Genomic DNA, 13936 nt, shown 5'->3' with positions numbered 1-13936 from the left:
CTCAAACGTGCACGTTGCGCAGACCGCGCGCGTTGCGCAGACCCGAGCAGTTGTAGCAGCCCACGCATCCGACGCAGTCGCGGCAGCGAGCACAACCCACACAGCCCACACACCGCAGACATGCGAAGCAGCCGATACAGGCCAGGCAGTTCAGCATCGCGAAAGACAGTGCGGTGAGCGCACTTCCGGCGATCACGGCGCTGCCGGCCGTGGCCGCCGAGCCGGCCACCACGGCGCTGGACGCGGTGGCCGCCGAGCCCGCCACCGCGATGCTGGAGACTGTCGCAGCCGAACCGGCCACCGCGACACTGGATGCGGTGGCCGCCGATCCGGCGACTGCCACACTGTGATGCGTCGCCCGCGAACCGGCGATGGCGCTCATCCCGCCGTCTTCCCGGCATCGACGATGTAGACCGCGCCGTGCACGGCGGCCGCGTCGTCACTGGCCAGAAACGCGATGGTCTTGGCGACATCGGCCACGTCCATCATCCCGCGGGGGGCGGCGATCCGCATGATCAGATTCCAGTCCGCGTCCTCCGGCGCGGCGAACTCGGTGGTCTGCGGGGTGATCATTCCGCCCGGACACACCGCGTTGACCCGCAGCCGCTCCGAGGTGAACTCGATGGCCAGAGCGCGGGTGAGACCGACCAGACCGTGCTTGGCCGCGCAGTACCCCGCCGAATACACCTCGCCTTCGATGCCGGCGATGGATGCGACGTTGACGATGTTGCCACCGGTTTCCAACAGATGTGGCAGAGCGGCCCGGCACAGGAAGAACGGCCCGTTGAGGTTGACCGCGAGATCCTTGTCCCAATCGTCATCGGTCACGGAAAGGGTGCGGCGCATCTGGTGAAAACCCGCCACGTTGATCAGGGCATCGAGGCGGCCGAACTTCTCGACGCACTGCGCCACGGCGTCGCGGCAGGCCTCCGACGACGAGATGTCGACCGACGCATAGGCGCCGCCCGGCACCTCGTCGAACACCGTCGCCATCCGTTCGGCGTCGCGGGCCACACCGAACACCGAGGCGCCGCGGGCGGCGAACAATTGGGCCACCGCCGCGCCGAGCCCCGACGAGGCGCCGGTGACCAACGCGACCTTTCCATCAAGTGCAGTCATGGGTTAGACCTTCTCACGCGGGCGCGCCGGTGGGATCGCGGCCAGCAGCGTGCGGGTGTACTCGTGCTCAGGGGCAGTGAACAACCGCTCGGCCGGGCCGTACTCGACCACCTCACCGGAGCGCATCACCAGCACGTCGTGGCACATGCGGTGCACCACCGCCAGATCGTGCGCGATGAACAGGTAGGTCAATCCCAGTTCGCGCTGCAGGTCCGCCAGCAGGTCCAGCACCCGCGCCTGCACCGACACGTCCAGTGACGCCGTGGATTCGTCGAGGATCAGCACGTCGGGTTCGGTGGCCAGGGCGCGGGCGATGCTGACCCGTTGCCGCTGGCCGCCCGACAGTTCGTGGGGATAGCGGGAGGCGAAATCCTCGGTCAGGCCGACCATTTCGAGGAGTTGAGCGATCCGATCGGCGCGGCCGCGACGCCCTGTGGCCAACCGGTGCACGCGCAGCGGCTCACCGATCGCGGCGCTGACCCGGGCACGGGGATCGAGCGAGGAGAACGGGTCCTGGAACACCAGGCTGATCCGCCGGCGCACATCACGCCCACCGGCGACGACGTCGAGTCCGTCGAGCGTGGCGGTGCCCGCCGACGGGGTGGCCAGCCCGGTCAGCGCCGCGGCCACCGTCGATTTGCCCGACCCCGATTCACCGACGATCCCGAGTGTGGTGGCCCGCCGGATCTCGAACGAGACGTCCTTGACGGCGCGCACCGCACCGTAGCGGACGTCAATTCCGTTGACCTGCAGCATGACCGGAGATTCAGCCGGGGCGGGATCGGGCCCGGCGCCGTCGACCAGCGGGCGGGCCTCGAGCAATTCACGGGTGTAGGGGTGTTGTGGACGGTCGAACACGTCGAGGATCGGCGCCTGCTCGACGACCTCGCCGTCGCGCAGCACGGTCACCTCATCGGCCACCTGCCCGATGACGCCGAGATCGTGGCTGATCCACACCACCGCCGTCCCGAAATCCCGTTGCAGGGCGGCGACCAGTTCGATGATCTGGGCCTGGGTGGTGACATCGAGGGCGGTGGTCGGCTCGTCGGCGATGAGCAGTTCCGGATCGCAGGCCAGCGCGATGGCGATCATCACCCGTTGGCGCTGCCCGCCGGACAGTTGGTGCGGGTAGGCGTCGAGCCGATCGGGAGAAAGCCCGACCGCGTCGAGCAGCTCACCGGCGCGGGTGCGGGCCTGACGCCGGGTCGACTTGCGGTGGGCCTGAAGCGTTTCGGTGATCTGGCGTTCCAAGGTCAGCAGCGGGTTCAGCGATGTCCCGGGATCCTGGAAGACGAACCCGATCCGGCTGCCGTGCACGGTACGTAGTGTGCGCGCCGACGCACCGATCAATCGGGCGCCACCGGACAGTGTGCTGTCGCCGGTGACCACTGCGCCTGGGGCATCGAGCAGGCCGGTGGCGGCCAGCACGGTCATGGATTTGCCCGAACCCGACTCGCCCACGATGCCGACCGTCTGCTCACGGTGCACCTCGAACGACACCCCGCGCACGATCTCGCGGCGGCCGATCCTCACGTGCAGATCGCCGACCTTGAGTACCGGCTGGTTCATCCACGCCCCCTTCTGGCCTCGATGGCGGTGCGCTGCTTGGGATCGAGCACGTCGCGCAGCCCGTCGCCGAACAGGTTGAACGCCAACACCATCACGAAGATCGCCGCGCCCGGGAACACGGCCATCCACCAGGCCAGGGTGACGAAACCCTGCGCGTCGAAGATCATCCGGCCCAGCGACGGCTGCGGTGGCTGGATACCCAGCCCCAGAAAGGACAGCGCCGCCTCGGCCAGGATCGCGAATGCCAGCGACAGCGAGAGTTGAACGATCAACGGCCCGGCGATGTTCGGCAGGATGTGCCGGGCCAGGATGTATCCGTCGCCGGTACCCATGCTGCGCGACACCGCGACGAACGGCTCCACCCGCACACCCAGAGCCGAGGCCCGCGCCACCCGGGCGAAGATCGGGATGTAGACGATCCCGATGGCCAACATCGTGGTGGTGACGCCCGGACCCAGAATCGCCACGATCGCCAACGCCAGCAGCAGCACCGGAAACGCGAACATGACGTCGACGATGCGCATCACCACGGTGTCGATCCAGCCGCCCCGGTAGCCGGCGATCACGCCGATCAGCACCCCGGCCACCGCGGCCAACAGCACCGAAACCACCGCCACCCGAAGCGATGCCGCGATCGCCACCAGCACACGCGAGAACACATCCCGGCCGAGCTCGTCGGTGCCGAACCAGTGCTCTGGGCTCGGGCCCTGAAGTGCGGTGGGCACGTCGATGTCGTTGATGCCGTACGGGGCGATCCACGACGAGGTGAGCGCCACCACCGCGACGATGAGCAGCACGGCGGCACTGACCGCTGTCACCGGATTGGCCAACAGCAGCCGCCAGGACGCGACGCGGGAATTCCGGGTGGTGGTCATGACAGCCGGATCCTCGGGTCGACGAGGGCATACAGGACATCCACCAGCAGATTGATGAGCAAGAACAGCACCGCGATCAACAACACCGCGCCCTGGATCACCGGGTAGTCCCGTGCCGCAACGGAATTGAACACCAACCGGCCCAAACCGGGCCAGGCAAACACCACTTCGACCACGATCACGCCACCCAGGATCGTGGCCAGCTGAATTCCGGTGATGGTCAACACCGGAAGCAACGCATTGCGCACGATGTGGCGAAAGGTCACCACCGGTGGCGCCAGCCCCTTCGACCGTGCGGTTCGGACATAGCCCATGGCGGCGACCTCGAGGACCGCCGAGCGTACGTAGCGGGTCATGATCGCACCGGCCACCAGACCCACCGTCAGCCCCGGCAGGACGATGTGGCGCAACCAGCCACCGGGATCGCTCAGCAGCGGCCGGTAGCCCGAGGTGGGCAGCCAGCCCAACGTCGAGGCGAACAGCCCGATCAGCAGGATGCCCAACCAGAAATCCGGCACCGAAACGCCGAACTGACTGCCGATCCGCACGATGGCGTCACTGACCCGGCCTTCCCGCAGCGCGGAGAAGATGCCGGCGGGCACGGCGAGCGTCAACGCGATCAGGATGCCGACCACCCCGAGCGACAGCGTTGCCGGCAGCCGGTCCAGCAGCGTGACGGTGACCGGGTCGCCGTTGCGGAAACTCACGCCGAGATCGCCGGTCAGCGCCGAGCCGAGGTAGGAGAAGAACTGCTCGACGATGGGGCGGTCCATGCCGCTGGCCGTCCGCAGCGCGTCGTAGGCCTGCGGGGTGTAGCGGGTGCCCAGCGCGATGCGGACCGGGTCGCCGGGGACCAGGTGAACCAGGGCGAACACCACCACCAGCACGCCGATGAGCACCACCGCGGAGTACAGCAGCCGCCGGCCGAGGAACTCGGCGATCGGGTGTCTTTCCCGGAATGTGCTCAGGTTCACCGGTTTTCCCCTCCGTCGAGGTCGGCGGTGCGGAAGCGAACAGCGCCGTCGCGACGCACCTGGTAACCCGACAAGTTGTTGGCCCAGGCCTGGATCACCGACGGGTTGTACAGGTAGATGTAGCTGACCTGATCGGCGATCCGGGTCGCCGCCTTGGCGTAGATGTCCTTTCGGTTGGCGACATCGGTCTCGGTGCGGCCGGCGTCCAGCAGCCGGTCGACCTCGGGATCGGAGAATTTCTGGGCGTTGCTGGTCCCGTCGGTGTGGTGCTGTGCGTAGTAGAAGTCGTCCGGGTCGATGTTGCCCAGCCATCCCATCATCAGCATGTCGAAGTGGCCGGTGTTCTGTTCGTCGAGCCACGTGGCGAAGTCCACCGTCCGGATGTTCACCGTGATGCCAAGGGGCGCAAGGTTGTCGGCGATGATCTGGGCCGCTGTCACCGTCTCCGGGTATTCACTGGTGACCAGCATGTCGAGATCTCGTGGAGCCGCACCGGCGTCCTGGAGCAGCCGCCGTGCCTGGTCCAGGTCATAGCGGTAGCGGTGGTAGTCGGTGAACCAGGGGCTGCCACGCGGGATGGCCAGCTGGTTGACCGCCGCGGTGCGGTAGCTTGTCGCCGCCGCGATCGCATCACGGTCGATGCCGTACGCGATCGCCTGGCGCACCCGGGGATCGTTCCAGGGTGCGCGGGCCTCGTTCAGCGCCAGATACCAGTAGTCGTTACCGGGGGTGACCGCCAGCGTCAGCGAGTCGTCGTCGCGCAACTGGGCGACGCGCTGCGGTGGCACCGAATCCGTCCAGTCGATCTCGCCGGCCTGCAACGCCGACAGCGCGGTGGACGGTTCGGAGATGAACCGGAACGTCACCCCCGACATCGGGGGCGCGCCGCCCCAGTACTGCGGGTTGGCCTTCAGCGTGATCGAGTCGCCGCTTTTGCGTCCGGCGAACGAGAACGGGCCGGTGCCGACGGGATGAGTGGCGATCTGGCCGCTCTCGACGTTGGCGCGTTGCACGATCGCCATGCCCTTGAACCCGCCCAGGTTGGTCAGGAGGTTGGGCGTGGGGTGTCGGACCGTGATCCGCACGGTGGCCGGATCCGGCGCGCTGACGTCGGTGACCGCACTGAACTTGTCGACGTTCGTCAGCTGTTCGTCGATGATGCGACGGTAGGAATACACGACGTCCTCGGCGGTCAACGGGCTGCTGTCATGCCAGCGCACGCCGGGGCGCAGGTGGAACGTCCAGACGAGCTGGTCGGGGCTGACTTCCCAGGACTGCGCCAGCGCGGGACGCATCTGCAGGTTCTCGTCGGGTTCGACGAGCGTGTCGAACACGTTCTCCAACACCTCGAAGGAGAAGTAGGCACTGGTGCGATGGGGGTCGAGTTGGTCGGGTTCCCCGGCGATCGCCGCGATCAGATTGCCCGACGATCCGGCGCCGAGGTCCACTCGACTGCCCGTCGAACATGCCGCCGAACAGGCAGCCAGCACGAACACCAGGACTGCTGCCAACGCTTTCACCGCTGGTCGTGTGGTCACGATCTCTCCAGGGTCACCGCGGGCGATCCGCCGATACGCTCGCCCGCTGGGGCCGCCCCGGGGGCCCGGACAGGGCTGTCCGGACCCATATCGGTGACGACGCTGATGAAGACTGCGATACTCACCCATTGTGACGTTCAAGCGAATCGCCGCCACGGCCGCCCTGACAATCGCGTTCGCCACCGGGCTCACCACGGGCACGGCACCGGCGCAGGCCGAACCCGTGATGCAGGGGGTGTACAACTACGTGCAGGAAGGACTGGGGCACGAGACGTGGTCGGTCTACCCCTCGTGTGTGCCGACGGTCGGAGATCTGCGTGAGCCGCTCGAGCTCGCCGTGGCCTGCCGGTTACACGTCGAGACGACGCGCGGCACCAAGGGCGGCGATGCGCGACTGACCGACGGGCAGTGGGTCTTCTCGACCGACGTGCTCGAAGGCATCCAGTGCGCCGACGGCACGTGGGCGAAGACCAACGAGACGTACAAATTCGACGACGTGTCGCTGACCGGCACCCGCTCGGTCTCCAACAATGCCGATTGCGGGCTGGCGCCTGCGGTGCACACCTTCCCGTTCACCTTGAAATACGATCGACCACTGCCGCTTCCGGTCGACGTCTATCCGCTGAACTGCCAAACCTGGGGCCTGCGCTTGTGCATGTGAGCGGTGCCGTCCCGCTACTCGACGGCAAGGTCGCCGACATCACCGGTCCCGGCCGCACCGACCGGTTCGGGGTCACCTGCACCGATCTCGGCGCGTCGGTGACCGCCCCCAACGGGAAGTTGGTGTCCGTGTTCGGCGACACCTTCTCTGGGCGCCGTGTCGGACAAGGAGATTGGCGGTCCCCGGTGGTGCTGATCGGCACCGGTGATGCCAACCACGAGATCGTCTACGAATCAGCGGGCGGCCCCGATCCTGCCTACGCGCGACAGCTCTGGCACTACATTCACGACGACGCTGCTTCGGGATGGCGCCGCGGCGGCATCAGCACCGTGATCCCATCGGATCTGCTGTGCGTCGGTGACTCGCTGTATCTGCATGCGATCGTCAATCGCGGCTTCGGCACCGTCGCATGGACGGAGATCTGGCGCTCCGACGATTGCGGGGTGTCCTGGATGCATCTGGGCGATCACGCCAAGTTCCCGGCCGATTTCCATGACGGCCACGCCCAGTGCTGGTCGTGGGACTTCGATCCCGGCGACGGCTGGGTATACGTGGCGGCGACCGGTTTTCAACGCGACAAGGGCATCATCCTGATGCGCGTGCGCCCGGAGGACATCGGCCGGCGTTCCCAGTACTGGAGTTGGGGTTTCACGGGCGGGCATTGGGGCTGGGGCCATCGGGCCACGCCCATCACGCCGGTCGGTGAGCGCTGGGGTGAATTGACGTTCCGTCGCACCGCACCCGGCACCTGGGTGCTGGGCGGATTTCTGGCGTCCTCCTATGCGCTGGGCTACCGGGTGGTGGCCGCACCGGTGGCCAACATGCACACCACACCGATCCAGACCCCGATTCTCGGGTCGTCGTGGGAAGCCGAGGATCACGTGGCCGGCCAGGTGGCTCAACTCTACGGCGGCTACCTGCTGCCGGGCTCCCGGTTCGGCATCACCGGCGGCGTCGGACTGGTGGTGTCGCAATGGCACACCAAAGGCGGATGGCCTTACCGGGCAATGCAATTCAAGGCCAAGCTGAAGGACACCGCCGTGACGCCGGAGCCGCAGGACCCCGTCAACCTGTGAGTCTCAGGCGGTGAATCCGCCGTCGACGTTCCAGTTGGCGCCCGTGACGTATCCGGACTCGGGGCCGGCCAGGAAGCTCACCACCGAGGCGATGTCGCTGGTGTGCCCGTAGCGGCCCAGGGCCGTGGTCTGCCTTACCGCGTCGGCGAATTCACCTTCATCGGGGTTCAGGTCGGTGGCGATCGGACCCGGCTGCACATTGTTGACGGTGATCCCGCGCGGACCCAACTCGCGGGCCAGCGCCCGGGTCAGCGAGGAGACCGCGCCCTTGGTCATGGCATACACGGATGTCCCGCCGGTGGGCACCCGATCGGCGTTGATACTGCCGATGTTGATGATGCGCGCGCCCTCACCGAGATGACCGACGGCACTGCGGATCGCCGAGTACACCCCGCCGATGTTGACCGCCACCAGGCGGTCGAACTGCTCCTGCGGGAAGTCGTCGATCGGTGCGATGTGGGCCGTGCCGGCGTTGTTCACCAGCACGTCGAGTCCGCCGAGTTCACTGACGGCCTGCGCCACGGCGGCGGAAACCTGGGCCGGATCTGCGCTGTCGGCTTGGATCGGGAACGCGGTCTGACCGTTCGCGGCCACCTCGGCGGCCAGCTTCTCCGCCTCGACCGCTGAGGAACCGTAGGTGAACGCCACCGCGGCGCCGTCGGCGGCGAGCCGTCGCACGATCTCCGCACCGATGCCGCGGGAACCGCCGGTTACCAGGGCCCGGCGGCCGGTCAATGTTGCTGTGGTCATGATGTCGGTCCTTCGTAGGTGGTCGATGAACGCGAATGATGTTGGGATCAAAGCTGATCGCACCGGGAAGATTCCCCGTGTGACTCACATCACCTATGGTGGGGGCGTGACGAAACGCGTCGTGGTCTGGGGCACCGGGTTTGTGGGCAGCATGGTGATCGCCGAGATCCTCAAGCATCCGCAGTTCGAACTCGTCGGCGTCGGGGTCAGCAACCCGGACAAGGTGGGCCGCGACGTGGGGGAGATCTGCTCGCTCGGCGCCGCGGTCGGGGTCGAGGCGACCGACGACATCGAGGCGCTCATCGCACTGCGGCCGGACGCCGTCGTGCACTACGGGCCCACGGCCGCGCATGCCGACGTCAACATCGACGTGATCACCCGGTTCCTGCGTGCCGGCATCGACGTCTGCTCCACTGCGATGACCCCCTGGGTGTGGCCGCAGATGCATCTGAACCCGCCGGCCTGGATCGATCCCATCACCGAGGCCTGCGAGGTGGGCGGGGCGTCGTGCTTCACCACCGGCATCGACCCCGGATTCGCCAACGACCTGTTCCCGATGACGTTGATGGGGTTGTGCTCGGAGGTGCGACGGGTGCGGGCCTCGGAACTGCTGGATTACACGAACTACACCGGCGATTACGAATTCGAGATGGGCATCGGCAAGCCGCCCGAGCACCGAGCGCTGCTGGAAACCCCGGACATCCTCATCTTCGCTTGGGGCGCAACCGTTCCGATGATCGCGCACGCCGCCGGGATCGAACTCGATGCGATCACCACCACGTGGGACAAGTGGATCACGCCCGACGAGCGCAAATCGGCCAAGGGGATCATCGCCCCCGGCAATGTGGCCGCGGTGCGGTTCACCATCAACGGCGTCTACCGTGGCGAGACCCGCATCCAGCTCGAGCACGTCAACCGCATCGGCCTCGACGCGGCCCCGGACTGGCCGTCGGGGAACGACAACGACGTCTACCGCGTCGACATCGAAGGCACCCCGAGCATTTCTCAGGAGACCGCGTTCCGGTTCACCGACGGCTCGGGGCGCGACGCCGCGGCCGCGGGCTGCCTGGCCACCGGGTTGCGGGCGCTCAATGCCGTGCCCGCGGTCAACGATCATTCGCCAGGATGGGTGACGCCCCTGGACCTACCTTTGATTCCTGGTCTGGGCACCATTCGCTAGGTAACGCCAGCGCCGTCAATCGAGATGGACTACCGGATAGGGTTCTTCTCGAAACGAGGTGACATGGCGGACGGGATCGGGTTGTCGGTCGGATCGACCAACCTGCGGGCGGTGTTGGTGGGCCGGGCTGCGGTGACGCGATCGCCGGTGCTGACGCTCTTCGGCCACCGGGCGCCCGAAGTGGGCGTACCCAGCGAAAACCCGAACCTGAACGAGCGCGGGCTGATCCTCACCGACTTCGTCGACCGGGTGGGCGACCCGGTCGGGATACTGGCCTCCGACGGCTCGACGCACCGGGGCGAAGACCTGGTCGCCGACGCGCTCGGGGCGCTGTTGCACACCCTGACCGGGGGCCGTCCGCCCGTGGACCCCATCGTCGTCACACATCCCGCGCACTGGCGGCCCAACCAGGTCGCGGCCCTGCGGTCCGCGCTGGCCACGATCGCGGACTTCGGTGATCCGATACTGACCCCCGATGCGTCGGCGGCGCTGGTCGCTCTGCAGGACGACCCGGGTGTCCCCACGCGCGGGGTGATCGCACTGTGCGACGTCGGCGGCAGCGGCACGAGCATCACGCTGGCCGACGCCGGCAACGGATTCCAGCCGATCGCGCCCACCCTCCGGCACAGCGACCTGTCCGGTGACCTGATCGACCAGGGCCTGCTCACCCACGTGGTCGACGACCTCTCCGCGGCCGGGACGATCGACCTGGCGAGCACGTCGGCGATCGGCTCACTGGGCCGGCTGCGCGGTGAGTGCCGGCGGGCCAAAGAACGCCTGTCGACGGACTCGGTCACGGCCCTCGTCGCCGAACTGCCCGGGCACCGCAGCGAGGTACGGCTGAATCGCCAGGAGCTCGACGAGGTGCTTGCCGAACCGCTGCGCGAGTTCCTGTCGGTGCTCCATGACGCGGTGCAGCGCAACGGGCTGCGTCCCGGCGATCTCGTGGCGGTGGCCACAACCGGTGGCGGCGCCCGGATCCCGGCGATCACCACGGCGTTGTCCGAACACCTCCGCCTCCCGGTGATCACCGCGGCGCAACCGGAACTCACCGCGGCCATCGGCGGTGGCCTGATCGCCGTGCGCGGGATCGCCGAGGACGGCATGACCGCGCTGGCACCCGCCTCGGCGGGTGCACCCGAGACCATGGCTGCCGCGCTGGTGGCTCCCGAGCCGCCCGCCGCGCCGCAAGCCCTGGCCTGGTCGGATGCCGACGACGTGCCCGATGTCGCCCCGGTCGAGGACTACGGAGCCGACCTCGACACCGGATTCGAACCGGCCGCCGGCCGCACCACGGCGCGGCCTCTGCTCGAGTTCGACGAGCGCGAGCTCACCGACCATGACGAGATCGCGGCACGACCCTGGTATCGCCGACCGCCGGTGATGGTGGGTGGCGGTGCCGCCGCGGTGCTGGTTGCCGTGGTGGCGGCGTTGGTGACTCTCGCCGGCAGCGACGAGCCCGCTGCGCCGGCGAACACCACCAAGGCGGTCACGTCGACGACGCCGGCCGCAGACGATGAACCTGTCCCGGCCGCGCCGGTCGACGAACCCGCGCCGCAGGAGGTTCCGGTCCCGCAGACCGTGACCGAGCAAGCGCCGGCCCCGCAGACGGTGACGCAAACCGTTCAGGAGCCGGCCCCGGAACCGCCGCCCGTGGCGGAAAACCCGCCGCCGGTCGAGACGCCCACTCCCACACCGACTTCGACCACCGAAGCGCCACCGACGACCACGCAGCCACCGGCGACCACCACCCAGCCGCCGACCACCACGCACACGCCGTGGAGCCCGACCGCGCCGTACCCGACGATCCCCGGCCTGCCGTGGGTGCCGGCCCCCGGCGGCGGTCATACCGGGGGCTGAGGCTCTCGCGCGCTCCTCAGCGCCGTACCGACTCTGTGTTGCCGTGACACGGCGGGCCCCACAGCCCGCGAAGTGCTTGCTGCGCTTCATGTTCGGCAGCCGCAATCGCGCCATAGCGGGTCACCGGGTGCCCGTCGTAGATGTACGCGTGAGCCATGCCGGCCCGGGCCGCCTCCACCGAGTAATCCCAACCGTCGGCACGTACCAGGTAGGCCAGCGTGCGTCCGTAACGGTCGGTCCGGTCCTGTGTCGGGTCCGGTTGCAGCGCAACTCGTTGCCCGACCAGGTTCGACCGGGCGAACTCCGTTGCCTCCGGCCCCCAGCAGCCCACGGTGTAACCGGGCTTCTTGGTCTCGGGTGTGTCGATGCCCAGGATGCGCACCCGCAGGCGCCCTCGCACGTCGTCGCGGATGTCGATGGTGTCGCCGTCGACCACCCGCAGTACGTCCGCTGTCGTCGGGATCGGCTCAGCCGCAGCCGCCGGCGGGTGCAGGAACGCGGCGAGGAGCAGCGCGACCACCGTGAGGACGGCCCTCGCAGTGGTCGCGCCCGCTGTCGAAATCACCGGCCGTTGTCAGTTCTTCTCACACGCGATCCCGTCGCCGTCGCGGTCGAGGTGCTCGGCATAGCCTGGGTCGTCGGTGGTCATGTTGGCCTTGCCGTCGGCGTAGGCGTCCTTGCAGTACCGGTAGGGCGGGTCGGCCTGCGCCGCGGGAGCGACCCCGATGGCTCCGGCGGTCAGGGCGGCGGCGACGAGAAGTGCTCGAAACATCTTGGTTCCCTTGTGATCTTGAATTGTCGGTAATGCAAGTTATCGCATGGTAGTACGCCACCGCGCTTGCGTGGGGCAATGGGTGAGGTTCAGCCGGCCGCGATGGTCGCCAGCGCGCCGACTGCCTCTTGGGTGTAGGTGATCGAGGTGTCCAGAGCGGCTGCCGTGCGCAGGGTGGTGGCGAGCGTGGTGGCGGCAAGCTCGATCAACACGTCGATGTCCACATCGCGATGGGTGATCCGGTCGATCATCATCTCGTCGAGGAACCCGATCCAACCATGCATCGCGGTACGCAAGGTGGGCGCGATCGGCTCGACGATGCCCAGGGCCAACAGGATGCGTTGGGCTCCGATCCACCGCAGACGCTCGACGGCCGACTGATGTTCGGGATCGGCGCCGAGTGCGCCGCGCAAGAGTGCGACAAAACTGTCGGCATACGAGTCGATGTGGGCGATGTGGCTGCGCAGGGCGTGACGCAACTGATCGGCCAAGCCGGCACCCGCGGGTGCCGACACGGTCTGCGCGGCGGCGATCTCTTCGGAGATCTCGTTCATCACCGCGAGGTACAGGCCGCGCTTGTTGGCGAAGTGGTGGGCGATCAATCCGTAGGCGACCCCCGCATTCTTGGCCACCTGCGCGGTGGTCACCTGGTCGTACGGCCGTGTCGCGAACAGCTTTCGGGCCGCGTCGATGATGAGCTGACGCCGGTCGGCTTTGGCGGCGATGCTCATGGCCGAGGTTGCGCCGTTGCCGCGCCGGTGTCGATGCGTCGGGCACCGAGCGCGGCGACGAGGCGGCCCAGTGCCGGAACTTCCAGCGGTAGTAGGGAATACCGGGGATGGACCACGCGATCCGAGCCGCGTTGCAAGGCCCGGACGATCGCGGCCGCCGTGGACGACGGCGCCGCCGGAGGGAAGGTCGGCGGCGGTGCGCCCTTCCATGGCAGCTCGTCGACATCGCGCAACGCGGTGTCGGTCGAACCGGGCACCACCTCTATCACCCGGACGCCGGTCCCGGCGAGTTCCAGTCTCAGCGACTTGGTGGCCTGGGCCAGTGCGGCTTTGGAGGCGGCGTAATAGCCGAGCAAGGGCAGCGGCACGGCCTGCACGGTGGAGGTGATGTTGACGATCACCCCGGCGTTCGCGGTGCGCATGGCGGGCAGCAGCGCCGAGGTGAGGGCCAGCGGAGCCCAGAGATTCACCTCGAACACCGCGCGGGCGGCGGCCGAGTCGGCGACCAGCGATTGGGCCCCGGTGAGGTTGGTGCCGGCGTTGTTGACCACGATGTCCACCGCCCCCAGCGCTTCGAGGGCGCGGTGGCCGAGATCGGCCGCCGCGCCGGACACGGCGAGGTCCACGGGCAGCACGGCGGGACGCGGCGCTCCGGCGCGGCTGACCTCGTCGGCGAGGTCGTCGAGCAAATCCTCGCGTCGGGCGGCCAAGGCCAGCATGACACCGCGGGCCGCCAGCGCCAGGGCCAGTTCACGTCCGATCCCGCTCGACGCCCCCGTGATGACGGCCTTCTTGCCGGTCAAGTCTGTCCCGCGGTGTCGCATGCTGGCT

15 protein-coding genes are annotated in these 13936 nt (G+C 68.2%); 4 read left to right on the top strand and 11 right to left on the bottom strand.

Features of this window, described 5'->3' with window-relative positions; translation table 11 throughout:
• Nucleotide 1 precedes the first annotated feature (1 nt).
• From A5740_RS29010 to A5740_RS05105, 6 genes are read right to left on the bottom strand one after another with little or no spacing between them, the layout of a single operon-like run.
• Nucleotides 2-382: a hypothetical protein gene (locus A5740_RS29010; RefSeq protein ID WP_076192003.1), complete on the bottom strand. Its 381-nt coding sequence runs from the start codon at nucleotides 380-382 to the stop codon at nucleotides 2-4.
• Nucleotides 379-1119 carry an SDR family NAD(P)-dependent oxidoreductase gene (locus A5740_RS05125; protein ID WP_076192001.1) on the bottom strand — a complete coding sequence of 247 codons (741 nt, stop codon included), beginning with the start codon at nucleotides 1117-1119 and terminating at the stop codon, nucleotides 379-381. The genes A5740_RS29010 and A5740_RS05125 overlap by 4 nt, the downstream gene beginning before the upstream one ends.
• 3 nt (nucleotides 1120-1122) lie before the next feature.
• Nucleotides 1123-2688 (bottom strand): ABC transporter ATP-binding protein, encoded by a 1566-nt coding sequence (locus A5740_RS05120; RefSeq protein WP_076191999.1) that lies wholly within the window; start codon nucleotides 2686-2688, stop codon nucleotides 1123-1125.
• The gene (locus A5740_RS05115) at nucleotides 2685-3563 is read right to left on the bottom strand and encodes an ABC transporter permease (protein WP_076191997.1); all 879 of its coding nucleotides are present in this window, start codon (nucleotides 3561-3563) and stop codon (nucleotides 2685-2687) included. Before A5740_RS05115 ends, A5740_RS05120 begins: the two co-directional genes overlap by 4 nt.
• Nucleotides 3560-4537, bottom strand: coding sequence for an ABC transporter permease (locus tag A5740_RS05110; RefSeq protein ID WP_139334939.1), 978 nt, complete (start codon nucleotides 4535-4537; stop codon nucleotides 3560-3562). The genes A5740_RS05115 and A5740_RS05110 overlap by 4 nt, the downstream gene beginning before the upstream one ends.
• On the bottom strand, nucleotides 4534-6057 hold the full coding sequence (locus A5740_RS05105; RefSeq protein ID WP_076191995.1) for an ABC transporter substrate-binding protein: 1524 nt from the start codon (nucleotides 6055-6057) through the stop codon (nucleotides 4534-4536). The genes A5740_RS05110 and A5740_RS05105 overlap by 4 nt, the downstream gene beginning before the upstream one ends.
• A gap of 148 nt (nucleotides 6058-6205) precedes the next feature.
• Here A5740_RS05105 and A5740_RS05100 point away from each other — a divergent pair, with 148 nt between their 5' ends.
• Entirely contained in the window at nucleotides 6206-6736 is a 531-nt protein-coding gene (locus A5740_RS05100; protein WP_076191994.1) for a hypothetical protein, read from the top strand.
• Nucleotides 6733-7812: a DUF4185 domain-containing protein gene (locus A5740_RS05095; protein WP_076191992.1), complete on the top strand. Its 1080-nt coding sequence runs from the start codon at nucleotides 6733-6735 to the stop codon at nucleotides 7810-7812. The genes A5740_RS05100 and A5740_RS05095 overlap by 4 nt, the downstream gene beginning before the upstream one ends.
• 3 nt (nucleotides 7813-7815) lie before the next feature.
• Here the strand turns inward: A5740_RS05095 and A5740_RS05090 are convergent, their stop codons facing one another.
• Entirely contained in the window at nucleotides 7816-8562 is a 747-nt protein-coding gene (locus A5740_RS05090) for an SDR family oxidoreductase (protein WP_076191990.1), read from the bottom strand.
• A gap of 121 nt (nucleotides 8563-8683) precedes the next feature.
• Here A5740_RS05090 and A5740_RS05085 point away from each other — a divergent pair, with 121 nt between their 5' ends.
• Nucleotides 8684-9742: a dihydrodipicolinate reductase gene (locus A5740_RS05085; RefSeq protein ID WP_076192249.1), complete on the top strand. Its 1059-nt coding sequence runs from the start codon at nucleotides 8684-8686 to the stop codon at nucleotides 9740-9742.
• Nucleotides 9743-9805: 63 nt separating this feature from the next.
• Nucleotides 9806-11602: an Hsp70 family protein gene (locus A5740_RS05080; protein WP_076191988.1), complete on the top strand. Its 1797-nt coding sequence runs from the start codon at nucleotides 9806-9808 to the stop codon at nucleotides 11600-11602.
• 16 nt (nucleotides 11603-11618) lie between these two features.
• On the opposite strand, the gene A5740_RS05075 is transcribed toward A5740_RS05080, so the two are convergent.
• From A5740_RS05075 to A5740_RS05060, 4 genes are all read right to left on the bottom strand, one after another.
• Nucleotides 11619-12122 carry a thermonuclease family protein gene (locus A5740_RS05075; RefSeq protein ID WP_254849073.1) on the bottom strand — a complete coding sequence of 168 codons (504 nt, stop codon included), beginning with the start codon at nucleotides 12120-12122 and terminating at the stop codon, nucleotides 11619-11621.
• A 54-nt stretch (nucleotides 12123-12176) separates the two neighbouring features.
• Nucleotides 12177-12374: an excalibur calcium-binding domain-containing protein gene (locus A5740_RS05070; RefSeq protein ID WP_076191986.1), complete on the bottom strand. Its 198-nt coding sequence runs from the start codon at nucleotides 12372-12374 to the stop codon at nucleotides 12177-12179.
• Nucleotides 12375-12463: 89 nt separating this feature from the next.
• Nucleotides 12464-13105, bottom strand: coding sequence for a TetR/AcrR family transcriptional regulator (locus A5740_RS05065; protein WP_076191984.1), 642 nt, complete (start codon nucleotides 13103-13105; stop codon nucleotides 12464-12466).
• Entirely contained in the window at nucleotides 13102-13929 is an 828-nt protein-coding gene (locus A5740_RS05060) for an SDR family oxidoreductase (protein ID WP_076191983.1), read from the bottom strand. Before A5740_RS05060 ends, A5740_RS05065 begins: the two co-directional genes overlap by 4 nt.
• Nucleotides 13930-13936 lie beyond the last annotated feature (7 nt).

The sequence above is a fragment of the Mycobacterium sp. GA-1841 genome (genome assembly GCF_001954135.1).
Classification (GTDB): domain Bacteria; phylum Actinomycetota; class Actinomycetes; order Mycobacteriales; family Mycobacteriaceae; genus Mycobacterium.
The sequence above is the reverse complement of the archived record's forward strand: the minus strand, read 5'-3'. Positions and strand labels throughout refer to the sequence as shown.

Excerpts from the sequence above, each read along its gene's own strand:
- A5740_RS29010 (WP_076192003.1), bottom strand. The coding sequence starts at position 382 with ATGAGCGCCATCGCCGGTTCGCGGGCGACGCATCACAGTGTGGCAGTC.
- A5740_RS05125 (WP_076192001.1), bottom strand. The coding sequence starts at position 1,119 with ATGACTGCACTTGATGGAAAGGTCGCGTTGGTCACCGGCGCCTCGTCG.
- A5740_RS05120 (WP_076191999.1), bottom strand. The coding sequence starts at position 2,688 with ATGAACCAGCCGGTACTCAAGGTCGGCGATCTGCACGTGAGGATCGGC.
- A5740_RS05115 (WP_076191997.1), bottom strand. The coding sequence starts at position 3,563 with ATGACCACCACCCGGAATTCCCGCGTCGCGTCCTGGCGGCTGCTGTTG.
- A5740_RS05090 (WP_076191990.1), bottom strand. The coding sequence starts at position 8,562 with ATGACCACAGCAACATTGACCGGCCGCCGGGCCCTGGTAACCGGCGGT.
- A5740_RS05080 (WP_076191988.1), top strand. The coding sequence starts at position 9,806 with ATGGCGGACGGGATCGGGTTGTCGGTCGGATCGACCAACCTGCGGGCG.
- A5740_RS05070 (WP_076191986.1), bottom strand. The coding sequence starts at position 12,374 with ATGTTTCGAGCACTTCTCGTCGCCGCCGCCCTGACCGCCGGAGCCATC.
- A5740_RS05065 (WP_076191984.1), bottom strand. The coding sequence starts at position 13,105 with ATGAGCATCGCCGCCAAAGCCGACCGGCGTCAGCTCATCATCGACGCG.
- A5740_RS05060 (WP_076191983.1), bottom strand. The coding sequence starts at position 13,929 with ATGCGACACCGCGGGACAGACTTGACCGGCAAGAAGGCCGTCATCACG.